At 48.4% G+C, this 26,535-nt stretch carries 25 protein-coding genes, 1 pseudogene and 1 riboswitch; of the genes and pseudogenes, 2 read left to right on the forward strand and 24 right to left on the reverse strand.

Annotation, left to right across the window (positions count from 1 at the left end):
- Positions 1-138: 138 nt before the first annotated feature.
- Positions 139-1,035: a gliding motility-associated ABC transporter ATP-binding subunit GldA gene (gene gldA / locus ACT6NV_RS02415; RefSeq protein ID WP_445385681.1), complete on the forward strand. Its 897-nt coding sequence runs from the start codon at positions 139-141 to the stop codon at positions 1,033-1,035.
- A gap of 16 nt (positions 1,036-1,051) precedes the next feature.
- Here gldA and ACT6NV_RS02420 read toward each other — a convergent pair whose 3' ends face one another.
- From ACT6NV_RS02420 to ACT6NV_RS02445, 6 genes and pseudogenes are all read right to left on the reverse strand, one after another.
- Positions 1,052-1,762, reverse strand: a complete 711-nt coding sequence (locus ACT6NV_RS02420; protein ID WP_445385682.1) for an SIMPL domain-containing protein — start codon at positions 1,760-1,762, stop codon at positions 1,052-1,054.
- Positions 1,763-1,862: 100 nt separating this feature from the next.
- Positions 1,863-2,627 carry an SOS response-associated peptidase gene (locus ACT6NV_RS02425; protein WP_445385683.1) on the reverse strand — a complete coding sequence of 255 codons (765 nt, stop codon included), beginning with the start codon at positions 2,625-2,627 and terminating at the stop codon, positions 1,863-1,865.
- A 132-nt stretch (positions 2,628-2,759) separates the two neighbouring features.
- Positions 2,760-2,888: pseudogene (locus tag ACT6NV_RS02430) on the reverse strand (DUF4174 domain-containing protein); the annotation flags it as partial.
- Positions 2,889-2,899: 11 nt separating this feature from the next.
- Positions 2,900-3,133, reverse strand: a complete 234-nt coding sequence (locus tag ACT6NV_RS02435; protein WP_445385684.1) for a DUF4174 domain-containing protein — start codon at positions 3,131-3,133, stop codon at positions 2,900-2,902.
- 43 nt (positions 3,134-3,176) lie between these two features.
- On the reverse strand, positions 3,177-3,878 hold the full coding sequence (locus ACT6NV_RS02440) for an SIMPL domain-containing protein (RefSeq protein WP_445385685.1): 702 nt from the start codon (positions 3,876-3,878) through the stop codon (positions 3,177-3,179).
- A 133-nt stretch (positions 3,879-4,011) separates the two neighbouring features.
- Positions 4,012-4,572, reverse strand: a complete 561-nt coding sequence (locus ACT6NV_RS02445; protein WP_445385686.1) for a DUF1643 domain-containing protein — start codon at positions 4,570-4,572, stop codon at positions 4,012-4,014.
- Positions 4,573-4,707: 135 nt separating this feature from the next.
- Between ACT6NV_RS02445 and ACT6NV_RS02450 the strand changes: the two genes are divergently transcribed.
- The gene (locus tag ACT6NV_RS02450; protein WP_445385687.1) at positions 4,708-5,193 is read left to right on the forward strand and encodes a hypothetical protein; all 486 of its coding nucleotides are present in this window, start codon (positions 4,708-4,710) and stop codon (positions 5,191-5,193) included.
- 38 nt (positions 5,194-5,231) lie between these two features.
- On the opposite strand, the gene ACT6NV_RS02455 is transcribed toward ACT6NV_RS02450, so the two are convergent.
- The 18 genes from ACT6NV_RS02455 to thrA form a co-directional block, all read right to left on the reverse strand.
- Complete coding sequence (locus tag ACT6NV_RS02455) at positions 5,232-6,149, reverse strand: mechanosensitive ion channel family protein (RefSeq protein WP_445385688.1); 918 nt, start codon at positions 6,147-6,149, stop codon at positions 5,232-5,234.
- A gap of 107 nt (positions 6,150-6,256) precedes the next feature.
- Positions 6,257-6,607: a VOC family protein gene (locus tag ACT6NV_RS02460; protein ID WP_445386657.1), complete on the reverse strand. Its 351-nt coding sequence runs from the start codon at positions 6,605-6,607 to the stop codon at positions 6,257-6,259.
- A gap of 102 nt (positions 6,608-6,709) precedes the next feature.
- Positions 6,710-7,495, reverse strand: coding sequence for an agmatinase (gene speB, locus ACT6NV_RS02465; RefSeq protein WP_445385689.1), 786 nt, complete (start codon positions 7,493-7,495; stop codon positions 6,710-6,712).
- 12 nt (positions 7,496-7,507) lie between these two features.
- Complete coding sequence (locus tag ACT6NV_RS02470) at positions 7,508-8,191, reverse strand: DUF6090 family protein (protein ID WP_445385690.1); 684 nt, start codon at positions 8,189-8,191, stop codon at positions 7,508-7,510.
- A gap of 61 nt (positions 8,192-8,252) precedes the next feature.
- On the reverse strand, positions 8,253-9,767 hold the full coding sequence (locus ACT6NV_RS02475) for a S10 family peptidase (protein ID WP_445385691.1): 1,515 nt from the start codon (positions 9,765-9,767) through the stop codon (positions 8,253-8,255).
- Between the two features lie 69 nt (positions 9,768-9,836).
- Positions 9,837-10,913, reverse strand: a complete 1,077-nt coding sequence (locus ACT6NV_RS02480; RefSeq protein WP_445385692.1) for a serine hydrolase domain-containing protein — start codon at positions 10,911-10,913, stop codon at positions 9,837-9,839.
- A gap of 2 nt (positions 10,914-10,915) precedes the next feature.
- Positions 10,916-11,641 (reverse strand): head GIN domain-containing protein, encoded by a 726-nt coding sequence (locus tag ACT6NV_RS02485; RefSeq protein WP_445385693.1) that lies wholly within the window; start codon positions 11,639-11,641, stop codon positions 10,916-10,918.
- A 59-nt stretch (positions 11,642-11,700) separates the two neighbouring features.
- On the reverse strand, positions 11,701-12,756 hold the full coding sequence (locus ACT6NV_RS02490) for an acyloxyacyl hydrolase (protein ID WP_445386658.1): 1,056 nt from the start codon (positions 12,754-12,756) through the stop codon (positions 11,701-11,703).
- 96 nt (positions 12,757-12,852) lie between these two features.
- The gene (gene metF, locus ACT6NV_RS02495) at positions 12,853-13,803 is read right to left on the reverse strand and encodes a methylenetetrahydrofolate reductase [NAD(P)H] (protein WP_445385694.1); all 951 of its coding nucleotides are present in this window, start codon (positions 13,801-13,803) and stop codon (positions 12,853-12,855) included.
- A gap of 43 nt (positions 13,804-13,846) precedes the next feature.
- On the reverse strand, positions 13,847-16,537 hold the full coding sequence (gene metH / locus ACT6NV_RS02500) for a methionine synthase (RefSeq protein ID WP_445385695.1): 2,691 nt from the start codon (positions 16,535-16,537) through the stop codon (positions 13,847-13,849).
- A 52-nt stretch (positions 16,538-16,589) separates the two neighbouring features.
- Entirely contained in the window at positions 16,590-17,597 is a 1,008-nt protein-coding gene (locus tag ACT6NV_RS02505; RefSeq protein WP_445385696.1) for a homocysteine S-methyltransferase family protein, read from the reverse strand.
- An 85-nt stretch (positions 17,598-17,682) separates the two neighbouring features.
- A riboswitch (SAM riboswitch) is annotated at positions 17,683-17,819 on the reverse strand.
- A 291-nt stretch (positions 17,820-18,110) separates the two neighbouring features.
- Entirely contained in the window at positions 18,111-19,364 is a 1,254-nt protein-coding gene (locus ACT6NV_RS02510) for a sulfate adenylyltransferase subunit 1 (RefSeq protein WP_445385697.1), read from the reverse strand.
- Between the two features lie 9 nt (positions 19,365-19,373).
- Positions 19,374-20,291 carry a sulfate adenylyltransferase subunit CysD gene (gene cysD / locus ACT6NV_RS02515; RefSeq protein ID WP_445386659.1) on the reverse strand — a complete coding sequence of 306 codons (918 nt, stop codon included), beginning with the start codon at positions 20,289-20,291 and terminating at the stop codon, positions 19,374-19,376.
- A 76-nt stretch (positions 20,292-20,367) separates the two neighbouring features.
- Positions 20,368-20,991 (reverse strand): phosphoadenosine phosphosulfate reductase domain-containing protein, encoded by a 624-nt coding sequence (locus ACT6NV_RS02520; protein ID WP_445385698.1) that lies wholly within the window; start codon positions 20,989-20,991, stop codon positions 20,368-20,370.
- A gap of 20 nt (positions 20,992-21,011) precedes the next feature.
- Entirely contained in the window at positions 21,012-21,281 is a 270-nt protein-coding gene (locus tag ACT6NV_RS02525) for a DUF2061 domain-containing protein (protein ID WP_445385699.1), read from the reverse strand.
- A 180-nt stretch (positions 21,282-21,461) separates the two neighbouring features.
- Positions 21,462-21,869: an RrF2 family transcriptional regulator gene (locus ACT6NV_RS02530; protein WP_445385700.1), complete on the reverse strand. Its 408-nt coding sequence runs from the start codon at positions 21,867-21,869 to the stop codon at positions 21,462-21,464.
- 31 nt (positions 21,870-21,900) lie between these two features.
- Positions 21,901-23,076, reverse strand: coding sequence for a trans-sulfuration enzyme family protein (locus tag ACT6NV_RS02535; RefSeq protein ID WP_445385701.1), 1,176 nt, complete (start codon positions 23,074-23,076; stop codon positions 21,901-21,903).
- 17 nt (positions 23,077-23,093) lie between these two features.
- On the reverse strand, positions 23,094-26,534 hold the full coding sequence (thrA, locus tag ACT6NV_RS02540) for a bifunctional aspartate kinase/homoserine dehydrogenase I (protein WP_445386660.1): 3,441 nt from the start codon (positions 26,532-26,534) through the stop codon (positions 23,094-23,096).
- Position 26,535: the final 1 nt, after the last annotated feature.

Here is a 26,535-nt window from a genome sequence, read left to right on the forward strand (position 1 = left end):
TGCTGTAATATCGATACGAATTATTATTTTTTTTTGCGAATACACTACAATTTAAACCAACCGGCTTCTTTTAACTGCTGCTATATTGTCTGCAGCAAATCTCCCGGCTTTGTGTATTTTTACGCAAAAACCGGTTCTATGTCCATTCTGGTTCAGGATATCACAAAAACATTTGGCAGTCAAAAGGCGCTTGATACTGTTAGCTTCACCATCAAGAAAGGGGAAATTGTCGGGTTTTTAGGGCCGAATGGGGCTGGAAAATCTACCCTGATGAAAATCCTGACCACCTATTACAAGGCAGATTCGGGCTCTGCTGCAGTAAATGGCTTTGATGTGGTTAAGCAAGCACCTCAGGTACAACGCAGCCTGGGTTATTTGCCGGAACACAATCCGCTTTATTTAGAACTTTATGTTAAGGAGTACCTCTCCTTTTGTGCATCTGTATACGGAATGCCAAAAGAAAGGATGGATTTGGTCATCGAACAGACCGGCCTGGGACCCGAGGCAGGTAAAAAAATCGGGCAACTTTCAAAAGGGTACAGACAACGGGTAGGCCTGGCAGCCGCCCTGATCCACGATCCTCCCGTATTGATCCTTGATGAGCCCACTACCGGGCTGGATCCCAATCAGCTGATGGAAATCAGAAGGCTGATCCGGCAGATCGGGGAAGAAAAAACCATCCTCTTATCTACCCACATCATGAAGGAAGTGGAGGCAGTATGTGACCGGGTCCTGATTATCAATAAAGGGAGACTGGTAGCTGACACCTCCCTTGAACGCCTGAGAAAGGACGATGTTCAGATCATTGAGGTGGAATTTGATTATCGTGTGGAAGAAGTACTGCTGCAACGGTTGCCCAACCTGGAATCTGTGCGCAATACCGGAGGATTTGTCTATGAACTGCAGTTTAGCACCTCCAAAGATATGCGACCTGCCGTTTTTGACTTTGCGCACGACAATCAATTGAAAACGCTGCAACTGAGCCGGAAAACCAAAAACCTGGAGAGTCTCTTTACAGAGTTAACGGCTTCCTGAGCTGCACACTACCGTCCTATTCCAGCAATTGAAATTCAAGGGTGGATACTACGCGAACCCGCTTAACCTGAGGCGTATTCGCATCCCGGTCCGCAACGGAAAACAGCCCCTGACGGGCGGTCCTGATCGCACCCACGCGGGCCTCTGAGTCCCTGGCGAATTTTTCTGCTACTTCCCTGGCATTTCGGGTGGCCTCCTCGACCATTTCCGGTTTGATTTCGTTCAATCCGGTGAAGATATATTCCACAGGTTGCCATTCATTTTTTGAACCCAGCAATATCCCCTTGGAAAGCAATTCCAGGGAAGCCCCTAAGGCTTTTTGCAGTTTGGGTATATTGGAGGTCCTTACGGTAAATTCAGATTTGGCCACATACCGGAATGCCGCGTACTGGGCGTTGCTGTTATATATATTGGCCCTCGCATCGCTAATGTTTACAGTACCCTGGGTGATCTCTGCCGCTTCAAAGCCCTGAGCTGTAAAAAAATTATAGACCTCCTGGTTCTGATCTGCAATTTTACGCTGGAGTTCTGCCAGGTCATTCCCGGTCAGCATAATATTGATAGGCCATACAGCCAGGTCTGCAGGTACTTCCCTTTCCGATAAGCCCTTTACACTTACAAACCGATCAAAACTCCTTCCCTTCAAATAGGTATTACCAATAAAATAACCGGCCAGGGCAAGGGCAAATGCGATTATTAAAGCAGGGAGTAAATTCTTGTTTTTCATATCCTATTGTTTATGTGTAAACTTCTCTCAACGCGGGGTATACTATTTACGGTTAAGAAGCGGGCTGCAGATGGGCTGTTTTGATCATTTATATTTTTTTTTAAGAGGCCAGCTCGGGGTAAACTACTTCTTCACTGATTCCGGGATGGTTCCCGCTGTATTCCTTTCCCCTGAGCCTGGAAACGGTGTGGGCCTGAAGCAAGTCTTCCGGAAAAGCGTGTATCAGCTCCTGCAACTGCTGCTGATCCAGTTCATCCTCAATGGGCTCAAGCCATTTTTCTTCCAGGGCCTCGGGAAGGATCAGTGGCATTCTCGGTCCCTTTAGTTTGGGGTTATTGTGAATTTTAGCCATCATGGGGTTGCCTTCAGTGGTTACAATTGAAAAAGTGGTAAGGGGCTGCCCGGATTCGGAATCCCTCCATTCACTGTACAAACAGGCCAGGGCCATGGGCTTGCCGTCTTTTCGATAGATAAAGTAAGGATAGGTCTTGCCTTTATGATGGTGGTGCTCGTAGAAGCCATCAATATATAAAAGGCAGCGATTGGAGCGGGCAGCCCGGCGAAAAGACGGTTTCTCAAAGATACTCTCCCCCCGCGCATTGAGGGTCTGGTTCCATAATTTCCGCCGCTGCTCCTGGTCTTTTACCCAGTGTGGTACCAGACCCCAGGTGGCTACCATGGGGAAATCCGGATCAAAATCCGGATAGATCAGCAGCCTGGGGTGGCTGAATCCGGATGCATGGTGTACAGGCAGGTCCGTAAAGGGAATCAACTGCTGTTCAATCTGCTCTGCAGCCTCAGCATCACCCCGGCGAAGCGCCCTTTTGAGCTGGGTTTCCAGGCTGGCTTTGATGTCGTAGCACATAATTTGATCTTAAGCACGTTTTTAGGGGAAATACCCCCAACTTTTCCCCTGTCAAACAAATTACAAACGCTCCCTGTAATAAGCAAGCGGTTTAATTTACCAGGCGTATAAACCAGCAATAACATCTACCTGCTAATACCGTCCTTTTTCTATTTCCCTCCTGCGCATGGGCATACTGTCTATAAGGGCAAACAACTCCTGTGGAGTGACCATTTTTTCAGAATACAGTTTCCGGCCGCCGTCCAGTCCGATCAGTTCAAGGGCGAAGACAGTTACCGGCCGGCTGCTGACCTGCTTTTTTTAGTTGACTGCAAACCTTTTATGTAATAATCGGGCAGCACTCTATATACCACCACCTTTCGCTCTGCAAGTCCTTTGGCTGCCTTGCTGACTTCCTCCAATTGCTGCAGGTAGCTTTTATTCTGTTGATCCGGGCTGTAAAGGATAAGCAGCCGCTCCTTCCAGCGGTGGCACTCCAGATCGTGGGCTATTGCATTAACAGTCATAAAACAGAGACAAATTAATATGGTTTTATGCATCTTTTCCCGCTTATTCCAAGAGGAACTTCAACTGTACAATTGCCTCCACCCGGATCTTTTTAAATTCAGAAGCTATAGGCGTGTAGGCTTCTTTGGTATTGGCCATTCCTGTCATAACTACTTCCTGCAGGCCTCTCTGCACATTGCCATAGATCATGGGCTCGTTATCCGAAATATAAATGGCCTTCCCAAGGGGTTGGCCAAGGGCATTTGTCATAACTTCAGCCTGTTGCCGGGCCCGGCTCACGGCCAGTGCCCTGAGGCTGAGTTTGAGCTCCTCCATTTTGGAATATTCTGTCTTAAACAGATTGATGTTAGATATCCCGATTTGCTCGAGCTCATATAAGGCCTGCCCTGCCTGGGCGGCAGTATAGACCACCAGTTGAAAAGCTTTTTCCTTGAGGATGTCCTGCTTGCGCAGAAAATACTTCCTGAAATCACTGGAGAGATCTGCCACCTCCAGTTGTTTTTGCAAATCAATCCCAATAGCCGTTAAGCGTTGTGCCATTTTTTGTTCCAGTTCTTCAAGGCTGACCCGCCCCTTGGTATCGCTTTCCTGAAGGAGGATTGAAAAATAGAGACGGTCCGGGGTAACCAGGCTGTCCTTTCGGGCCGATGTTTCCAGATAGGGCTGGTCCAGGAAATTCTTCTGCTGGGCATGAGTATAGGCTATTGTTGTCAACAAAAAAACTGAGATAAAAAGTGGTTTCATATCTTTTGAAATTTGAAATTAAAAGTAATAAGAAATGTCCGGGAACCTCTTTGAGATGCGTTAAAATTGGAGCTGCAATTAGGGAATCTGATATCCCACTGAGGGATCTCTGGTAATGAAATGCTTCATTGAATCAGGAGGATCCAGGAGGAGTCCACGGTATAAGCGTATCCGAATATCCCCAAATCTGTCCATGTTTGGGATTTCCTGAAGCAGAGAGCGAGCCCACATAGAAGGATTGCAGGCTGTAGGTGTCCAGAAAAACGTATACGGCTGTTTTCAGCTTCTCGTACTCCGCTTTCAGTCCAAGCGGAGGATTCCCCCAGGCCAGAATACCATAATCGGATGTCTTTATGGCATGTTCCACCCTTTTCATATTTTCTGTATCCTCAATTTTAAAAGGCAGCTTGCGCAGCTTCCTGGAATCGGTAAGATAGTAAGGGATCAGGTTAAGGAATACCAAATTACCAACCTCCTTTAGCTGTGGATACAAGTCTTTGTTTCGATTGCAATAATGAAGGACACGGTTAACGGTATGGTCAGAGATACTACTGTTGGCCCTGCTGGGGTTTTTCTGTATCACCAGGAGCTTTTTCTTTCCATTGCCCTTTAATCTAATTTGCAGTGCAAGGCGTTTATTGGGCACCTCATCAATTTGAATGCGAGTCACAAAATCAGGATAGGTATAGGGCATGCCGGCTGATCTTTACGCTTCCAAGATAGCACTTATACCGGATATGAAAGCCGATAATTCCGGGGGTTTTGAAAGATTATTCTGAATATAAAATATTTAACTAACTTAGTATGTGTAACTTAAACATTCAACGAGATGAAAAAATTACTGCTTTCCCTTCTTGCCATTGTGGCTTTCAACGGCCTGCAGGCACAGGGTGTATTTAAAATTGGCGCGGTAGCCGGTATCCCCACGGCCGATGCTGCAGACATCTCCAACTTCATGCTGGGGGCGGATGTGTACTACATGTTCGAAAGTGAAGATGCGATTGTGAACTTTGGGCCAACCGTAGGTATCCGCAATTATTTCGGGGATGAAATCTCTCCGGGCATTTCAATTGACGATGGTACTTTCCTTCCTATTGGGGGTGCTGCCCGTTTAACCCTTTTCGGGGTTCTGACCGGTGGGGTGGATGCCGGATATGCCGTTGGGATTTCTGATTTTCTCGACGGTGGTTTCTATTTTCGTCCCTTGGTGGGGATAGACATCCTGGATATCCTGGAGTTGAATGCCTCCTATGAAACGGTACTGGATGCCGCTACCTGGGGGAATATCAATGTTGGGCTGCTGCTGGCACTTTAGGTAAATAAAAGTTTTATTATAGGGGGCTAATAGGCCCCCTATTTTTTGTCATTTTCGGAATCCAGCTGGAGTACCGGAACGCGAACAATTTCAAAGGTAGCGGAGGCAAGGACCACCTTGCCGCCGGTCTGTTCAATGGCTTTTGCGATCAACTCATTGAGGCGGTGTTTGGTAATACGGCGCTTTTTATAATCTACAATATACCGGAGGTTAAACTGAATCCAGTTATCCGTAAGGGTTATAGCCAGGCTGGGAGCCACCTTTGCATCTTCTATATAATAGCGTCCAACTACCGCTTTCCATTGCTCTTCAGACTGATGTACATAAGAAGACAATTCCTCTGAAGCTATTTTGAGGATGAGTTTCTTGGCCAGTTCCCGGTCCGAACCATAACGTATGGGCAGGTTGAATTCATCCCAGATAAAGGGAAAATCGCGGGAATAGTTGTATACTGGACCGCGGAATACAAAGGCATTGCTGAGTTTTACGATCCGTCCACTGTAATTATCGCTGCTTACCCACTCCCCGATTTCCATCATGGTGGTGTAAATACTGTCGATATCAATCACATCTCCCTTTATTTTATTTATCTCAATACGGTCTCCGGGCTGGTATACCTTTACAAGGAAGATGTAAACCGAACCGGCAATACTGAGGATCAATTCCTGCAGGGTGATGGTGATGCCCGCTGTAAAAAGTCCTATAGCCAGGGCAACATCCTTAATGTTCCCCGTAAAATAAGAAACGGTCAGGATCAGGAGCAAGAGATATCCAAAAACCTCTACACCCTTCTGAGATTTATAACGGACATTGGAATCTGTTATATTTTTCCGCAGCAACATCCGTAAATACTGGATTAGACCGAGTACTACAACGACCCAAAAAACGTACTTGATCAGGGCTGCTGCAGTAGGATGCGATTCCATCCATTGAAAGAGGTATTCCAGGTTTTCCATTGTGAAGGGATTGCACTGCGTGTTAGGCAACTCTCTAAATTAGTCAATCCGCAACTTAGAAAAACTGATTAATGTTAGTTGGGGGCCGGCCGCATAAAAGCCTGTCCTCAAACGTGCTGGTCTATTAGGATGGTATTGCCATCGGGGTCCTGTATCGCAAAACTTCCCGGGCCTTGCGGGTTTTCCAGCTTTTCCTGTTGGGTCGGGATTCCGGCCTTTTTAAGATGTCCGTGAATTTCCCGGACATCCTCGAATTGTTTTAAGGCAGCCGCATCCTGGTCCCAGCCCGGGTTGAAGGTCAGTATATTTTGCTCAAACATGCCCTGAAACAAGCCTATTAGTGTCTGACCATTTTTCATGATCAGGTAATGGTGTTCTGCCTGCCCGGCAAATACGGAAAAACCCAGTTGTTCATAAAAGGCTTTTGAGGCCTGCAGGTCCGTTACCGCCAGGCTGATTTAAAATGCTCCCAGTTTCATTTTGATTTAATTTACGTTCCAATTAAATGTAGGTAATCCTTACAACTTATGGACCATCTTATCCTGACCAATGCCTGATACTCAATACCCCCTGTTAATTTTCCAGGCCAGTTCCTTGAGGAGTTTAACCGCCACATAAGCTGTTTGCATTCCGTTGTCCCTGTCCGGATTGTATTCCACTATGTCGGCTCCCACTACTTCGGCATCAAGGCCCTGAATCAGATTAATGAGTTGTCGGGAGGAGAATCCTCCCGGCTCCTGGTGGGAAACCCCGGGGGCGTATGCGGGGTCCAGGGCATCCAGGTCCAGGGAAATATAAAGCGGGTAATTAAACGGGCCTAATTTTCCCTGCATCCAGTCTTTCATCTCAATAATTTCTGTTCCGTATTTTACGGCCTGATTTCGTTGATGTGGGTTAAAACAGCGCAGGCCTACCTGAACCAAACGGGCACAGAGTTTATTTTCCATTATACGGGCAAAAGGGCAGGCGTGGGAATGCGGGTCGCCCTCGTAATGGTCGTAGAGGTCCGGATGCGCATCGATTTGCAATATGGCCAGTTTGGGATATTTTTCGGCGTAAGCCTTCATAATGGGATAAGTAATGGAATGGTCCCCTCCCAGAGTGATCAGCTTCTTCATCTTTTTGAGGTGTTCCGCCGTTCGGGTGTAAATATCCATGTAGTTTTTGGGATGCGTATCTCCGAGTTCCTCTATGCTGTTTGAGCCAAACTCAAATCCTTTTTCTGAATAATGGTTCATGGCACCAGACTGCAGGGCCTTCCTGATCAGCGGCGGTGCTTTGGCAGGCCCTTGCTGAAAGGAAGAACCCGCATCGTAGCAAATTCCCTGAATTCCGATTTTCTCCATATGCTGCTTTTGTTATTCCTTTCCGATTTCCCGGTCGATAATGCGGTTGATTTTTTCAATAACTTCCAGGCCGTTTTCCATATAATCGATACTCCCCTGATAATTGTCGATATTCATGATCAGTATATTCCTCAAATCCCCCGCTTCGGTAAACTCTTGCATGTCTTCCAAAACTAAATAATGCCCGAACTTAAAATCTACAATATCTTCTTTCATGACCGGTAACCAATCAATCTTAAAAGTGTATTTAATATCCTCATTGGCATCCCGGATAGCGTAAACCATATTATCGTAATAAGTCCCCAGGAGCAACCTAAGCTCCTTATTGGAGACCTGGTCCAGCCCTTTGGATTTTAGGACCTCATAGGCATTGGTCAGGGGAAGGAACCGACCAAACTGCGCAATCTCACCCAGCCAGTATTTAAGGCTGTCAGGGGGGTTGCTGTTGGGTTCAAGCGCCAGGATCTTGTTGCTGGAGCGGATAGCCCTTCGGGCATTTGTAATGATCCCGCTCAGGTTGTCCCGGTCTATGACGAGGTTGCTTCGGACCTGGGCCAGCATTTCCCTCTCAAATTCCCACGCTTTTCGGTCCTCGTTCCAATTGCTGATCCAAAGGGCGATCAGGATCCCGAAAACTACCAGGACTATCTCGCCAAGGGCGTAACCCAGATACTGTGTGGTTTTTTGGCCTTCCATAAGTTGTTTCCTGATATTTCTAAAAATCCTGAACATGCCTTTACCCTGGTCACTTGCTTATTTATTCTGCTGTTAAAAACTGGCGGATATCTATTATGAGCTTTTCAAAATCCGGCTGGTGGGTGTACATCATATGTCCGGCTTCATAATACCTCATCTCTACTTTTTCCGGGTCAATCCCATTACGGGAAAAGGTATACTCTGCGTCGAAAAAGGGGCAGATCAGATCATAGTACCCATTAGCCACCATAATCTTCATATCAGGATTACGCCGCATGGTCTCCCCCAATTGCGGGGCCACATTAACCATAGAAGGTTCCCAGTAGCGCCCTTCCGGTACCGGCCGCCATTTCCACTTCTGCCCGATCGCCCCATTGGAGGTAAGGTAGGGACGGTCCATTTCCACCCCTAACTCCTTTGCCAGATAGTGGTTCAGGGAAGCCGTATAGGCAGCTCCAATTTGGTAACTCGCCGGGTCCCCCAGATGCGGACCGTCTGAATAGGGGTCTATTTCCGGGCCCATAAAACGGCCATCCAGCCGGCCTACTGCCAGGTTTTGATCAGCCAGCAGGGCTTTCTGAAAACGCGGCATCAGGATACGGAGGTTTCCAGTTTCGATATAGCCGGCATCCAGACCGGTGAAATAAGCCAGTTTTTCCGCAACAGCCCTGGATTCTGCCTCGGAGAGCAGGGCTCCTTTGTACAGGGCCGGGATATAAGAGTTATAGGTAAAATCCCGGCATTCGGAAATAAATTCCTCCAGGCTTTTGCCAGAACCTGCCTTCTTATGGTACCAGGCCGTGGCAGCCATACTGGGCAGGTAGGTGATGTAGGAAGTAATATTATTATGGGTGGAGGTAGAGCCGCCGTAGTCCAGGGCCTGGGAAATTAAAACAAGCCCGTTGAGCGCCATATTTTGCCCGCCTCCTTCCAGAACATTGGCAACTGCCGCCGCCCGGGTAGTCCCAAAACTTTCACCTGCAATGTACTTGGGAGAAAACCACCTTTTATGGGTGGTGATCCACTGCCGCATAAAAGAGGCAATGGAACGCGCATCTTCCATCAGGCCCCAGTAATCCTCAACCTTTCCCTTTCCGATTACCCGGCTGTAACCGGTACCTACAGGATCGATAAAGACCAGGTCTGTCACGTCCAGGATCCCCATGGTATTCTCCACTACCGGATAGGGTGCAGCCCCGTCATCTTCGGAAGCGTCTGAAACTACTTTAACGAGTTTTGGCCCGAAAAGGCCCATATGCAACCATACCGAGGCAGAGCCCGGCCCGCCGTTGAAGATAAAGGTTACCGGGCGGGTGGAGGGATCGGTCACACCGGTTTTGGTATAAGCCACAGACCATATGGAGGCAACCGCCTCCCCTTTATCATCCTTCAGGTAGGTCTCCGCCGCCGTTGCTTTGTATCGGATGGTTTTTCCACCATTTACAATCTGGTGTTCCGTAATAAAGGATTTGGGGTCCGGGACCGGTGCAATTTCTTTTTCGGATTCCTGGGCTTGTAGCAGGAAAGACATTAAAAGGAGTAATACTAAAAATGCGCTTGATCTGTTGGCTTTCATCTTGGGTTGGTTTATAGAGAAAAAGATTCAAAGCCTTAATTTAGTACAATGCCTTTAAACCGTAATCAATTAAGGCTGAAAAGAATAAAAATCGTGCAAGGCCCCAATTGCTTCATTGAGTTCCGGCTGCACTTTGGGGTCTGTACAATTGATCAAAATACTCACCACCATTTTTTGTTGCGGATAGACAAAAAAATTGCTGTAGGCTCCTACCCCGTTGCCAATATGACCGTAATAGGGAGCCCCGGGGATATCCTCACCCAATTGCCAACCCAGGCCGTACCAGGTAGATTTTCCTTTTATCATTTGGGCTGAAGTAAACTTGCTTTGCAGCGCCTGCGGTACAATCCGCCCATTCAGACATGCCTCCCCCAGACGGCACAGATCCCCAACGGTGGAAAGGTATCCCCCTCCTGCCAGTTTATATCGGTTGTCTACAGGGGTAGCCTGTCGAAAGCCTCCGGCAAAACGGGTATAGCAAATGGCCTGCCCGGGAACGGGTTGCCCGGGGACCTCAACAAAAGTATTATCCATTCCGAGGGGTTGCAGCACTTCCCTTTCGACCAAAACGCCAAAGGACATACCGGCGGCCCGTTGCATAGCCAGAGACAGCAATACCGAGTCAAAACTGTTGTAGAGATACCCTTTTCCCGGCTTGAATACCAGCGGATCATTCAGGAACAATTGTATGCCCTCTTCTATATCCAGGGGTTTATTAAGCGCATATTCCTTCCCTTTATACCCCCGGATACCGGCCGTATGTGCTGCCAGGTGGCGGATTTGGATGCCTTTGTGGGGATATTCGGGCACGTATTTTTGTAAGGGGTCTTCCAAATCAATCAATCCGTTTGCCACCATCCGGGCCAGGGCCGTAGCCGTAATGGGTTTAGATACACTGGCAATCCGGAAAACAGTCTTTGCTGCCTCAACAGGGATTTTATTTTCCAGCTTGGCCATCCCGATCCCATAATTCAGAACAGGAGTTCCCTCCCGGTTTACCTGTATAGCGAGGCCGGGTATTTTCTGCTGCAGGTATAGTTGTTCTAAAATTTCCTCAGCCCGTTCCGGGCCAATAACTTTAGGGTTGCTACTAGTGGCCTTTTCGTTTTTAAAAAGTCGTTTAAGCAGTTTCTGAATGAAGTTCATGTTTAATCGACAAAAATGAGCCTTCCCCTGAAGGTTTCTTCAACTGAAATTTCAGGCGGACGCGAATAACTCAGCACATCCCCGTACCCACTGATAATCCCGGAAATCCGGTTTTGCGGATTTACCAGTATCTCGTTACTGCCCCGATGGTTAATACTTACATTGCCCGCCTCAAGGTTCTCTGCCTCCACCCTGGAGTCTCCTGCTGCAATGGTTACGTTCAGGGAGGCGGTTTGGCCGGATAAGTTGTAATAAGAAATGCCATTGGCCACGATGCTTACGGCCTCAGTATCCAGGGTTAACTCAAAAGAACCGTCAGTGGTCTCTGCCTCCGGTAAATTAAAACTCTCCGAAATCAGCCTGAGATCGGTAAACCCCAGTGCTCCTTCTGAGCGTATCGGCAAGCCCGAGCTGCTGCGAATCTCTGTCAAATCAGGGGTAGTGACGTAAAAGGTGGTCTGTCCGTATTTCCTGAACAGATTGCAACCATTCCTGTTGCGGAGTTCAAGGACCCCCGAATTAACAGCTGCGCTAACCTCTGCCCGGAGATTGCTGCCTGTTTCCAGGCGCACCAGCTGCTCCGGGCCCTGACGAATAACAAGTCTTACATTCTCAAAAACGATGATGCTGCTGAAAGCAGGCAATACCAGTTCTTCGCTAATACGGTCCCCGGTCGTTTGGAAGCAGTCCGGACTGTTTTCACCGCAACCCAGCAAGAACAAGGACATAAAAGCCGGAATAAGCCAAGAAATCTTTTTGCGCATTGTATTAACTTTTATCGACTCCATTACAATCTCACCCCTATCCCGAATTCAAGGGCTTCTGCCTTGGCTGCGTGCGACTTCAGGCTAACAGCGGCGAACCAGCGCGGCCCAAAATAGCGCTTCAGCCCAATACGGTTGTATACCCTTCCCTCAAAATCAAAGGGATAGTAAATATAATACCCCAACTGGGTCACAACGCTCAGGGAATTTATAAACAATTCATGGCCTGCAAACAGGCCTACCCTCTTAAAATCTGCCCCGGGATCCACACCTAATTCCGGAAAGGAATTACTCTGGAAACCAATAAGTTCTTTAAGAAAGTTGGAAAAAAATACGTCGGTCCCCAATTGAATGGCACTGACCCTGCCCAGGCGCTTATCTGCATAGGCAGAAAATATATAGAAAGGAAATTGTCCGGATCCCACTACGTCACTTTCATTGATACCCGAGCGAAAAACCCCGTTAAACCGTATGGGTTCCGTCACTTTTTTGGCTTCATATCCTATATATTCCGGGGAAATTTCCGGATCGAGATCGTAAAGCAATCCCGCTCCGATCGCAATGGTATTGGTTGAGGTGTTAGGGGCCCGGAAATTGGCATTTGAATAGTGCACCAGGTTGATTCCGGCCTGTATCCCAAGGCGTCCCAGAAGTCGCTCACGCTGATACTGTAACATCAAATAGGTGGAACTCAGCAAATGACTGCCATAGGCATTATTGCGGAAATTATCACGGGCATCGTACGGATTGGTATTGTAGGCAATTCCCTGACCAATCCTGAATTGCAGCTTGCGACTGAGAAAATAAAAATTGTAATGGGCGTAAATCCCCAGGTTTACTCCCAGGGTTGCATTGCGCATGTCCTGGTAAACAAAGGAAATACCCGTATCGGGATAATTATAGAGGGACTCCCAGTTTTCCTCCCCAAAGGTTTTTTTGTTCAGGCTGAAGACAAAGCCGGAAGGATGCGAAGCAATCAGGTGAGAAATATCGGTATTATGCAGCAGCACCGAACCATAGAAAGGACTAAAATCCAGGTACCTGGAGGTCTCCCGGACCTGAGCCGACGCTACATTCATCCACAACAGGCTTCCGACTAAGATCCAAATCCATCCCCTCATGGGGGCTAAAGGTAGTATTTTTGGGTCAAGTCTCAGGGCAAGGAAGGGTTGATATTAAAAGACTGCTTCTGCAATTGCCTTGATATTATCGGACTGGCCCATAGAATAATAATGGAGGACGGGCACCCCTGCATCTTTCAATTCCCGGGACTGTTCGATAGCCCATTCAATCCCTACCTGCCTTACTGCCTTGTTATCCCTGCAACCCTCCACGGCCTCTATCAGTAAATCCGGGAGTTCCGTTCGGAAAACCTGGGGTAAGAGCTGTAAGTGACGTTTAACTGCAATGGGCTTGATCCCTGGAATAATCGGAACTTTTATCCCCATTTCCCTGGCCAGTTCCACAAACTCAAAATACCTGCGGTTATCAAAAAACATCTGGGTAACCACATAGTCTGCACCCAGATCCACCTTGTGCTTCAGCCATTTTAAATCGGTTTTAAGGGAGGGGGATTCCAGGTGCTTTTCCGGATAGCCTGCCACCCCAATACAAAAATCCGGGCAATTGTCGGTTTCGATTACTTCGTGCAGATACCTGCCTTTGTTGAGCTTTACAATCTGCGCTACCAGATCTGAGGCATAGCTATGGCCTCCTGCAGTAGGCTCAAAATATTTCTCTTCCTTCATGGCATCCCCCCTCAGGGCCATGACGTTGTCCAGACCGAGGTAGTGACAATCTACCAGCAGGTATTCGGTTTCCTCTTTGGTAAAACCTCCGCAAAGTACGTGCGGGATGGCATCCACGTTGTATTTGTGTTTGATTGCCGCACAAATGCCGAGTGTTCCCGGCCGCATACGGGTGACTCGCTTGTCGTAAAGACCATCGCGGTCTATATACACGTATTCCTCACGGGAAGTGGTCACATCTATAAACGGAGGTTTGAATTCCATCAGCGGATCTATATTCCTGTAAAGCTCCTCTATATTCTTCCCCTTTACCGGAGGGATAATTTCAAAAGAGAACAGGGTTTCTCCTGCCTTTTTAATATGTTCTGTAACTTTCATTTTATCGGTATATATAAAATTTCTGTGCCCTTCATCGCTTCTTTCAGTCTTCCGCCAGATTCGGACTCAGCCATCGGGTAGCCTCCTCCAGGGAAATTCCCTTACGCGCTGCGTAATCTTCTAACTGGTCCTGCCCTATTTTTCCAAGGCCGAAATAACGGGCATGCGGATGTGCAAAATAATAGCCACTAACACTGGCTGCCGGCCACATGGCCAGACTTTCCGTTAGCTTCACCCCTAGGCGCTCTTCCACTTCCAGCAACTCCCAAATAGTAAGTTTTTCAAGGTGGTCCGGACAGGCGGGGTATCCGGGTGCAGGCCTTATTCCCGTATAGGATTCACGGATAAGGGCATCATTGTCCAGCTGTTCGCCCAGGGCGTAGCCCCAGTGACGGATCCGTACTTCCCGGTGAAGGTATTCCGCAAAGGCCTCTGCCAGCCGGTCTGCCAGGGCTTTCACCATTATGCTGTTGTAGTCATCGAGCTTCTCCTGATAGTCTGTGGCCAGCTCCTCAGCTCCCCAACCCGCTGTAACGCAAAAGCAACCCATGTAATCCTGCAACCCGCTGGAAGCTGGGGCTATGTAATCAGCAAGCGCCAGATTGGGAACACCTTGTCGCTTCTTTCCCTGTTGCCGCAGGGTCCGAAAAACAAAAGTTTCCTTTTCCCCGGCTGTAATTTCAATATCATCAGCCCCCTGTCGCCTGGCCGGAAACAGCCCGAACACCGCTTTGGCCACCAGCTTTTTCTGACTAATCAGTTCCCGAAGCATTTTTTGGGCATCGCTGTACAGGGCACTGGCCTGTTTTCCAACAAGTTCATCTTCCAGAATTTCCGGGAATTTTCCATGCAAGTCCCAGGCCCTGAAAAAAGGTGACCAGTCAATAAAGGGAACGAGTTTATGGAGTTCAAACTGATCGATTTGTTGAATCCCCAATTGCCTGGGCACCGTAATATCTTCCTTGCGCCAGCTAATATCAGCCGCATTCAGACGGGCCTCCTCCAAAGAAAGGTAGGTTTTCTGTTTTTTTCGCTGCAGGAACTTTTCCCGAAAGGACTCATAATCCAGTTTTACCGCCTTTTTGTAGCCGGTACCCTGTTCTTTCTGCAGCAGATCACCAACTACCGTAACTGCACGGCTGGCATCATTTACATGCACCACCGCAGCCTTGTATTCAGGGTCAATTTTTACTGCTGTATGGGCCTTGCTGGTAGTGGCTCCCCCAATCAGCAGGGGAAGTTCCAGGCCCTGCCGCTGCATTTCCTTTGCCAGGAAAACCATCTCGTCCAGGGAGGGGGTAATAAGCCCGCTCAAGCCTATGATATCTACCTGGTGCTCCCGGGCGGCCTGTATTATTTTCTCGGGTGGAACCATAACCCCCAGGTCAATGATCTCGTAATTATTGCAGGCCAATACAACGCTGACTATATTCTTCCCTATATCGTGAACGTCTCCCTTTACGGTAGCCATCAGGATCTTACCAGCTGCTTTAGGGGATTCCCCGCCTTTGGCATTGGCCTCTTCTATAAACGGCGTGAGGTAGGCAACAGCCTTCTTCATGACCCTTGCCGATTTCACTACCTGAGGCAGGAACATCTTCCCGCTGCCAAAAAGATCTCCCACCACGTTCATACCGTGCATGAGCGGGCCCTCAATAACCTCAATGGGCTGCTTAAAGGTTTGTCGGGCCTCCTCAACGTCCTGCTCTATATATTCGTCTATGCCTTTGACCAGGGCCCGGGTAATCCGTTCCTGCAGAGAGTCTTCCCGCCAGCTGAGATCTACTTTACGAGTTTTCTGGCTACCTGAAACCCCTTCGGCATATTCCAGCAGGCGCTCGGTTGCATCTTCCCTCCTGTTGAGCAGCACGTCCTCCACATGTTCCAGCAGCTCCCCGGGAATATCGTCATAGACCTCCAAAAGGGATGGATTCACAATACCCATATTCATCCCGGCCTTTATGGCATGGTACAGAAATGCAGAATGCATGGCTTCCCGTACCGGATTATTCCCCCTAAAACTAAACGAAACATTACTCACCCCTCCGCTTACGCTGCAATGTGGCAGGTTTTCCCGAACCCAGCGGGTAGCCTCTATAAAATCCAGGGCATTGCGCTTGTGCTCTTCCATCCCGGTTGCCACCGGAAAGATATTCAGGTCAAAGATGATATCCTCAGCAGGAAAACGGGCCTGGTTTATCAGTAAGTCGTAAGAACGGCGCGCGATTTCTATCCGCCGCTGCAGGGTATCTGCCTGTCCCTTTTCGTCAAAGGCCATCACAATTATGGCTGCCCCGTATCTGCGTATCAGCTTGGCCTGCCTGAGGAAGGTTTCCTCCCCTTCCTTCAGGCTGATGGAATTGACCACACACTTCCCCTGCACCACCTGCAGCCCGGCTTCAATTATTTCCCATTTGGAGCTGTCGATCATGATGGGAAGGCGGGCAATATCTGGTTCCGCCATCAGCAGGTTCAGGAAAGTTACCATGGCCCTTTTACCATCTATCAGACCATCATCCATATTCACATCAATGATCTGCGCCCCGCCCTCTACCTGATCGCGGGCAATTTCGACGGCTTCCTCGAAGCGATCTTCCTTGACCAACCGGAGGAATTTACGGGAACCGGCAACATTGGTACGCTCCCCTACATTGATAAAATTACTCTCGGGAGTAATCACAAGGGGTTCCAGTCCTGCTAATTTTAAATATTTCTTTTGTCCGTTATTCAACACAAATCAATTTTCATTCTATCATATAGGGTGGGAAGCACTTCAGGCGATTGTTTTAAAAAGGCTGTTTTGTATGTACGGGCCGCGGTTTGTAATCTGCGCACAGCCTGGCAATAGCAGAGATATGTTCGGGAGTGGTGCCGCAGCAACCCCCTACTATGTTCACCAGGCCCTTGTCAAGATATTCCCTGATCTGCCGTGCCATCTGCTGCGGGCTTTGGTCGTATTCCCCGAAAGCATTGGGCAGGCCGGCGTTGGGATGGGCAGATACCCCACCCTCCCATTTGGCAGCGAGGACCTCGAGGTGCGGTACCAACTGGCTGGCTCCAAGGGCACAGTTGAACCCAACCGTTAACAGGGGTATATGTGATATGGAAATCAGAAAAGCTTCGGCCGTCTGCCCTGATAAGGTCCTGCCGGAGGCATCCGTTATGGTTCCGCTTATCATAACCGGAATGTCGATGGCCCGTTCTTCCCGAACCTCTTCAATTGCAAAGAGGGCCGCCTTCGCATTGAGGGTGTCAAATACGGTTTCCACCAGTAGTATATCCACACCTCCATCCAGAAGACCGGTTATCTGTTCTTTATAAGATTCGCGCAACTCGTTAAAGCTGATGGCGCGATACCCGGGGTCGTTTACATCCGGGGACATACTCGCCGTTTTGTTGGTAGGTCCTATACTTCCGGCAACAAAACGGGGTTTATCGGGCTGCTTGCGGCTAAATCGATCGGCAGCCTCCCGGGCAATACCGGCAGCCGCCTTATTGATTTCATAAACCTGTTCCTGCATTCCGTAATCTGCCATGGCGATCGAGGTAGCCGAGAAAGTATTGGTTTCGATTATATCCGCACCCGCCTCCAGGTATTTGGAATGAATTTCCAGGATAGCCTCCGGTTGGGTCAGGGATAGGAGGTCGTTATTGCCTTGTAAGGGCTGGTCCCAATCCGTAAACCGGTTTCCCCGGAAATCTGCTTCCTTAAAGGAATACTGCTGCAGCATGGTCCCCATGGCACCATCAAGTACCAGGATCCTATTCTGTAATAATGATTCTATTTCTGACATATGTAATGTATCAGGCCTGTTGCAGGATTCCCTTTAGGAAATCAAAAATCAAGAAAAGGAAAGGTAATTAGAGGCCCGGATAAAATTGTTATCTGCCCCGGGTAGTGAATCGCTTCAGTGTTCCCCTCGGGATAGAATGTAGCACCTTCTTTGCCTGCTAGGAGCGGCAAAGGGTTGCTAAGGTATCAAAGGGTCTATTCCCTCCACCTTTCTTGATAACTTCGCAAAAAGGCAATGAACTGCAACAAAGTAACGGCAGTACATTGTCAAAAGCAAACAATATACCTGCTTTTTACTATTAAAAAATAAGGCCGGGAAATCCCTGAGGATTATTGACCCGGCCTTACCAACCAACTTTCTTAAAGCTCATCCAATAGCCTTTATTACATGATATTTAGGCTTTATTGAGTATCGTTCAAAATGAGAATCACCTCTGTCGCCGGGGCAAAAGGTTTTAACTGCGAGAATCAAAGCATTTTTTTTGTATAAACCATACCCCTTTTAATCAGTATTTCAGGTGTTTAAAAAACCTACTGCTGCCGTATGATGGGTTTGCGGATCGATCAGGATAAAGGTCCCGTTTTCTTTATTCCGTGTATAATCATCAAAATAGATCGGTTTTGCCAACTTGATTTGTACCTCCCCTATTTCATTTAACCCTAAAGCCTGTGGTGAGGACTCCTGACCCGAATAATCCGTGGCTATGGTATTATCCAGGCTGATGATCTTGGAAGCTACCTTGTTCGAATGATGCTGCAGGGTATAGCGGGCTCCTGCCCTCAGCGGTTTCTGGTCCATCCAGCAGATAGTTGCCCGCAAGTCCTTTTCGACTGCCGGCTTCTCCCCACTTCTGACGATCATATCCCCGCGTACCACATTTACATCATCTTCCAGGGTGATGGTGATGCTGCTCCCCGGCGCGGCTTCAGAAAGGGGTCGGTCAAAGAAAAACAGCTCCTTTATCCTGCTTCGGGTACCCGAAGGGAGAATGGTTACTTCATCATTAGGCTTAAGGGTTCCCCCGTACAGTTTCCCGGCGTAGCCCCGAAAATCGTGGAAATCGTTGGTTTTCGGGCGAATAACCAGTTGTACCGGAAAGCGAGCAGTACCGGAATCTTCACGTAACTGTGCCAAATCCAGGCCTTCCAGATACTGTAACAGGCTGGGGCCTATGTACCAGGACATTTTCCCTGATTTGCGCACCACATTATCCCCCTGCAGAGCACTTACCGGGATATAGGTAATCCGCTGCTGATCATAGTTGCTGTTTTCATTGAGAGCTTCAAAAGCCTCCCGGATGCTATCAAAAACTTCCTGCTCATAGTCTACCAGGTCCATTTTATTCACGGCAACGATCACTTCCTTTACCCGGAGCAGGTTGTTTATAAAGAAGTGCCGGTAGGTTTGCTCCACCACGCCCTTGCGGGCATCTATCAGGATAATTGCAGCTTGTGAAGTGGAGGCGCCCGTTACCATGTTTCGGGTATATTCCACGTGCCCCGGGGTATCCGCCACAATATAACTCCTGGTTGGGGTGGAAAAATAAATATGGGCCACGTCAATGGTAATACCCTGCTCCCGTTCGGCTACCAGTCCATCAGTGGCCAGTGAAAAATCCAGGTAATCAAACCCCTTTTTCCGGCTGCTTTCGGCTATGGCCTGCAATTTATCCTCCGTAAGTGAGTGGGTGTCATATAACAGCCTTCCGATAAGCGTACTTTTCCCGTCGTCTACGCTTCCAGCCGTTGCAATTTTTAATACGTTCATATCTGCCTCTTAAAAATATCCCTGTTGTTTTCTTTTTTCCATGGCCGCCTCGGACCGCTTGTCATCTATACGTGCCCCGCGTTCTGAAATCTTTGAGTCCCTGATCTCCGAAACCACTTTATCCAGTGTGTCTGCCTCGGAAAGTACTGCCGCTGTGCAGGACATATCGCCAACCGTCCGGAAGCGGACTTTACGCTTTTCCACCTCTTCCTCAGGCGCCCGGAATACTACCTCATCTTCAGCAGACCAGATTAGCCCGTCCCGGATAAAGGTCTCGCGTTCATGTGCAAAATAAATACTGGGCAGGTCTATCTGCTCCTCCCGGATATAGGACCAAACATCCAGTTCCGTCCAGTTGCTTATTGGAAAAACCCGGACGTTCTGGCCATGGTCAATCTCTCCGTTCAGATAATCAAACAATTCCGGGCGCTGGTTTTTCTCATCCCATTGACCGAAATCATCCCGCACCGAAAAAATCCGCTCCTTGGCCCTGGCCTTTTCTTCATCCCTGCGGGCCCCGCCAATACAGGCATCAAATTTGAATTCTTCAATGGCATCAAGCAGAGTGGTGGTCTGCAGTTGGTTTCGGCTGGCGTATTTTCCGGTTTCCTCTACTACCTTGCCCTGGTCTATGGAGTCCTGAACGTGCCGGACAATGAGTTCCAGCCCTAGTTCCCGGACCAGTGCATCGCGAAAGGCGATGGTTTCCGGAAAGTTGTGACCCGTATCGATGTGCAGCAGCGGAAACGGAATGCGCGCCGGATAAAATGCCTTCTGTGCCAGCCTTACAAGGGTAATCGAATCCTTCCCTCCCGAAAACAGCAACACGGGTCGTTCAAACTGTGCAACTACTTCGCGAATGATAAAGATTGCTTCATGTTCCAGTGCATTGTCCGGATATCCCCCGGAAACTTGGTATGAATCCAGGGCCTGCCGGCTTAAGGTTTCTGTTAGTGTATTCAAAATGAATAGGGTTTAATTGATATATAATTTATGGGGCATTTTAATGATGCAGGCCGCACTCCCTGTTGGCCAGTACTTTGGTTGGGTCAAAGTACTTCAGCTCATTTGGTAAACCGTGCATTTTCAGATAGGCATCCAGTTCTGCATCGGTATAATGGTAAAAAGGGCTCACCTTGAGTATCCCGTCGGATGAATAACTGAGGACATCCAGGGAATCGCGATGGGGGGTCTGTCCTTTGCGAAGGTTTGTAAACCATATTTTGGGCTGGTGTGTCCGCATCGCCCTCCGAAAGGGCTCTAATTTTACTTCTTCTGTAAAAGCTGCATGCCTGGAGTCGTCAATATCAGGAATGCCCATGATCACATCACGGTGCGCCTTCGTTTTTAACGGCACGTATAAACTAAGGTTCAGATCCAGGCTCTTAATGAGCGCTTCAGCGTGCCTGTAGGTCTGTGGGGTATTATAACCCGTATCGCACCAGATTATCTCAATGCCCGGATCAACACGGGTTACTGCATGCAGGATGGCTGCCTCATAGGGCCTGAAATTGGTGGTTACCACCGCTTTTTGCCTGAGATCCAATGCCCAGCCGATGATTTCGGAAGGTGGGATCCCCTTAAACTGCTGATTCAGATGTTCTATTTGTTCTGCTGAATATTTCATAAATCAGATGATGGGATTTATTAATGTTTTCCCCAGGAGATGGCATTCCAAACCCTTTCATGGAAAAAGTAAAGCATCATTTTTGTTATCAGTTCCACCAGGCCAATAGAAAAAGCCACAGAGAGGGTCCCTGTAATAATCCAGGAAATCACAATGGTATCCAGTGTGCCCACTACCCGCCAGCTCAAGGTCTTGGCAATGCTTCGCCAGGGATGATCCGATTTCCGGTCAGCCTTATACTGATTTGCTGTCTTGTTTGATCTGTTAAAGAGTAGCTGGTCTGCAATCATTAAATAACCTATAGTTTTAGTAGAGTAAGCAAACATAACACTCTTTTGGCAAGTGAACCTTAAGGCAGAGTGAAAATTATCCTTTTATCCTATAGTTTTAATAGATTTTTAATAATCAGCAGGAAATATTAAGAAATTCACACAGCAGGCCTATATGAACCTGAATACAATCAGTAAATTTTACAGAATATCGGCAAGGGAATTGTTTCGGTAAACCTCCAGGGCGCTGTCGCGAACCCACAGCATCAATTTATGTACCGAACACTTTTGTTCATCCGGGCAATCCTCACAGGCCTCATAAAAGTTGAGGCTTACGCAGGGAACCATGGCTATCGGTCCTTCCAGTACCCGCATGACTGCGGTTAAAGGAATAGCAGCGGGATCTTTGATCAGGTAGTAACCGCCCCCCTTTCCCTTTTTGGAACCCAGGAATCCGTTTTTCCTCAGGGTAAGCAGAATACTTTCCAGAAATTTCTGTGAGATATTCTCATGACGGGCAATCTCGGCTATCTGAACCGGTTTGCGGTCCTCCCGTGTTGCCAGATAGGTCAGGGCTTTGAGCCCATATTTGGTTTTCTTGGAAAGCATCGTACTAAGATAGGAAAAATAGACAGATGCCTTAGCCCAGTTTACCCAGGGCCTGCCCCAGATCCTTAACTATATCTTCCGGATGCTCCAGCCCAACAGATACGCGCACCATCCCGTCGCTAATCCCGGATTTTGCCCGCTCCTCCGGGCCGAGTTTGCTGTGGGTGGTTGAGGCCGGGTGGGTTACGATACTCCTTGTATCCCCAAGGTTTGCGGAAAGGGACAGCAACTGGATCTGGTCAAAGAATTTCCGTCCTGCCGCTACCCCGCCATCTACTTCAAAGGCCACAACACAGCCGCCTGCCTTCATTTGCTTTTTGGCCAGGGCATATTGGGGGTGTGAGGGCAGGAAGGGGTACTTTACCCAATTCACCCTGGGGTGCTGCTCCAGAAACTGTGCAACGGCCAGGGCATTTTCGCAGTGGCGGTCTACCCGTACCGCAAGGGTTTCCAGGCTTTTGGATAGCAGCCAGGCATTAAAAGGGGAAAGGGCCGGACCGGTTATTCGCGAAAAACGATAAACTTTATCTATAAGCTCACGGTTTCCAACGGTAATACCCCCCAAGACCCTGCCCTGCCCGTCCATGAGTTTGGTGCCCGAATGTATGACCAGGTCTGCTCCGAAACGGATGGGCTGTTGCAGGTAAGGCGTGGCGAAACAATTGTCTATGATCAGCAATAAGCCGTGTTCCCGGGCAATTTGAGAAAGCCGCTCCAAGTCCAGGATGTCCACCCCTGGATTGGTGGGGGATTCTGCGTACAAAATACGGGTTTCAGGCCGTATCAAAGCTGCTATTTCCTCGGGCTTATCAAAAGGAAAATAAGAATGGTCAATATTCCAGCGGGGGAAAAACTGGTTGAACAGGGTATGGGTAGAGCCGAAAACGGAACGGGAGGCTATTATATGGTCCCCGCTCTGCAATAGGGCTGCAAAGGTGGAGAAAACGGCTGACATCCCTGAGGCAAAGGCAAAACCAGCCTCCGCCCCTTCCATCCGGCAAACTTTTTCAATCAGCTCAGAGGTGTTGGGGTTTGAATAACGGGAGTAAATAATGCGGTCTTTCTCTTCGGCAAAGGATGCCCGCATGTCTTCCGCATCATCAAAAACAAAACTGGAGGTCAGGTACACAGGGGCTGAGTGCTCCTGAAAATCGCTGCGTTTTGCCTGTATTCTGATGGCATCTGTTTCGAATTTGTTCTTTTCCATTTCCTGAAACTTAAAAATTAATCCGCATAGCCCTTTTCCGCTATCCTGAGAATATCCCCGAAAACCCCCCGGGCAGTAACCGCTGCTCCGGCTCCTGCCCCCTGAATAACCAGGGGTTTATCGCCATAAGATTCGGTGAAAATTTCTATAAGGGAGTCTGCCCCCTGAACCTGCCCCAGTGTACTTTCTTTGGGGACCGCAACCAGCTTTACCTGCAGTACGCCTTTATCCTGCTGTAAATCCCCGGAAAGTTCACCCACATAACGCAACACAAAACCCGGAGGCAATGCTGCCTTTTTTGAACGGTAATGTCCATCCAGTGGGGCTGAAAGTTCCCCGAGATCCTTTTCTGAATGGGTGCGGAGGTCTTCCGGGATCAGGTTTTCAATCTGAATATCTTCAAATTCATTTTTAAGGTCCAGCTCCCGGGCCAGGATAAGCAATTTCCGGCCCACATCATTACCAGACAGGTCTTCACGAGGGTCCGGTTCGGTATACCCCTTCTCCCTCGCTTGCTGCAAGACCTCGGAAAAAGACAGGTTTTCCGCAGAGAAGGTATTAAAAATATAGCTCAGCGAACCTGAAAAGACACCCCTGATACCGGTTATATTTTCCCCGGACAAATGCAGCAATTTGATAGTGTCTATGAGCGGCAGTCCGGCACCCACATTGGTTTCGTACAAATAATTTTTCTGGTTATCCTTCAGCAATTTGCGCAATTCACGGTATGCTTCAAACCCAAGGGTGTTGGCAATCTTGTTTGAGGACACCAGATCGAAGCTGTTCCGGATCAATTCCGGGTAATGCCCCACAAAAGCCGTACTGGCTGTATTATCCACAGCTATCAGGTTTTCCAGATGGTGTTTTCGGGCATAGTTGAATAACTGTTGCAGGGAATATCCCGGCTCAAGATCCTGAAGTCGCTTTTGCCAGTCTTTACCGATTCCCTTGTGATCCAGTAACAACCTGCTGGAATTGGCAATGGCAAAAATATTGAAACGGATGCTTTTGCGGGATTCGATATTCTCGGCCGAATCCAGTAGTTGTTCAATCAGGGTTGCCCCCACATTTCCGATGCCAAAGAGCACCAGGTTTATTTTCTGGCTGATACCAAATATCTGACCGTGAATAACATTGATCGCCTTGAGCATATCCGCTTTTTTCACTACCAGGCTTACATTTTTTCCGGTTACCGTATTGTTGAAAAGCAGCGGTACAATCTGGTTGCGGATCAGGGCCGTGTAGGGTTTGTGAAAACTACTGAGATCCTGTCCTACAATGGAAATTACGGAGACATCTGAAACAATCTGAATTCTGTTTATATCCTGTCGCTTCAGATCATCTTCAAACTCCCTTTCCAGTGCCGTTTTGGCCTGTCCGGCCTGTTCTGCTTTCACCACCAGCCCTATCCCTCTTTCGGAGGAACCCTGGGAAATAATCCCTACGCTGATATCGCTTTGCCCCAGTGCCCTGAAGATCCGCGCATCGATCCCTACCCTCCCTAAAAGACCGCGCCCTTCCAGGTTTATAAGGGCTTCATTTTCAATTACGGAGAGAGACCGGATACCTTCCTTACTGGGCTCCGCACTGATAAGTGTGCCCTCGCTGTCTTCCTTAAAAGTATTGAGGATGCGAAGCGGGATATTCTTTTCCAAAAGGGGGATAATGGTTTTTGCATGCAAAATATTTGCCCCGAAATTGGCCAGTTCATTGGCTTCACTATACGATAACCGGCTGATTTTCTGCGCCTCCGGAACCAGGCCAGGGTCTGCAGTGAATATCCCGTCTACATGGGTATAGTTCTGCAATTCATCGGCATTGAGAAAATTCGCCAGCAGGGAAGCAGTGTAATTACTTCCATTCCTGCCCAGAGTGGTAGTTTCGTTTTTTTGGTTGGAAGCGATAAAACCGGTGATCACCGGTATGTCTCCAGGCTTCAGGGAATGGTAAAAGCGGATCACATTTTCTTCGGAAAGTGGGTAATCCACCTGGGCATCCCCAAAACGGGTATCGGTCTTGATCAGCTCACGGGCATCTACCCGAATGGCCTGCAAGCCCTCTTTAAGCAACAGCTCCGTTAAAACCCATGCCGATATGAGCTCCCCGAAAGCAAGGACCTGATCTTTTGTTTTCGGGCTGTAATCTCCAACCAGGCGGATCCCCTGCAGCAAACTAAAAAGTGCCTCAAAGGATTCGCGCAAGTCAATTTCCGAATAGGTGTACTGCTGGTAGTTTACAAAAGCCTGATACCCCTCTGAGAAATCCTCTCCCGAAGCTGCTGTATTGAGTAATTCAATCAACTGGTCTGTGGCTTTCTGACGGGCAGAAAGCACCACTACCAAACGATCCCCGGCAGCCGTCTGTTTCTTGATAATCTGCAGTACGCGTTCCACACCCTCTCCGTTTGCCAGGGATTTCCCCCCGAATTTAAGCACCTTCAGACGGCCCTCCTTTTCGGCTTCCCTGAAAATGGGGCGCAGCAACTGCTCCATTTGTTCGAACTCGATCAAGAACGCATCGTGCCCGTGAACGGACTGTATCTCGCCATAGGTGACATTATTGTTTGCCTGAGCCAGCTGTTTGTAGGTCTCCTTGTTTTCCGTAGCTGTAAAAAACAAATCCGAATCTACCCCAATGATATGGATATTCGTATCGCTTTGCTGTAAGGCTTCAAAGGCAGTATCCCCGTTTCGGGTTATGTCAATGGTCTTCAGGAGCTGGTTGGTTAATTTATAGGCGGCCAGCTGAAAGCGTTCCTGTAATTTCTTCCCATGGTGCAGCAGCCAGCTTTCCACGTTAAATCGCTGGAGGAGCTGGTCGGTAGATCGCTGAAATCGCTGTTTGAAGGATTCAGGGGTCCTGTAGCACAGCATGGCATGCATGCGGGCATCGTGAACCGGCTGTCTTGAATTGACCAGGAACTGTTCCTGTATCTGGCAATTGGCAATCAACCAGTCTGTGGATTTCCAGTCTGAGGCAACCGGGATCAGATGGGTAAAGAAACCCGGCCTGAGAGCTGCCATTTCCCAGGCAATCCCACCGCCAAGGGAACCGCCTATCAGGGCAAATACTTTTTGAATCTGAAGGGATTCCAGACCCATCAAAAAGATCCGCGCAATATCTGCTGCTACAAATTCCTTGTAACGTTCTATTAAAAACCCGTCGTAACCATTACCCGGAATATTAAAGCATAGCACCGTGTACCTGTTGGTATCTATACATTTATCAGGCCCCACAAGCGAAGCCCACCAGCCATCCGGACCGGCCACCAGTGAATTTCCGGTAAGGGCATGGTTGACAAGGACCACAGGAGCCGAATGCAATGGTTTACCAAAGGTCTGGTAAGAAAGGGAAATATCGATCACAGCCCCATTAAGGGTGGTAAAACCGGGAATACCCAAATACTGTAATCCCGGTATTTCCTCCCTGTCCGTACTTTTAGTGGTACTTCCTCCCATT

This window comes from Robiginitalea insularis (genome assembly GCF_052497835.1).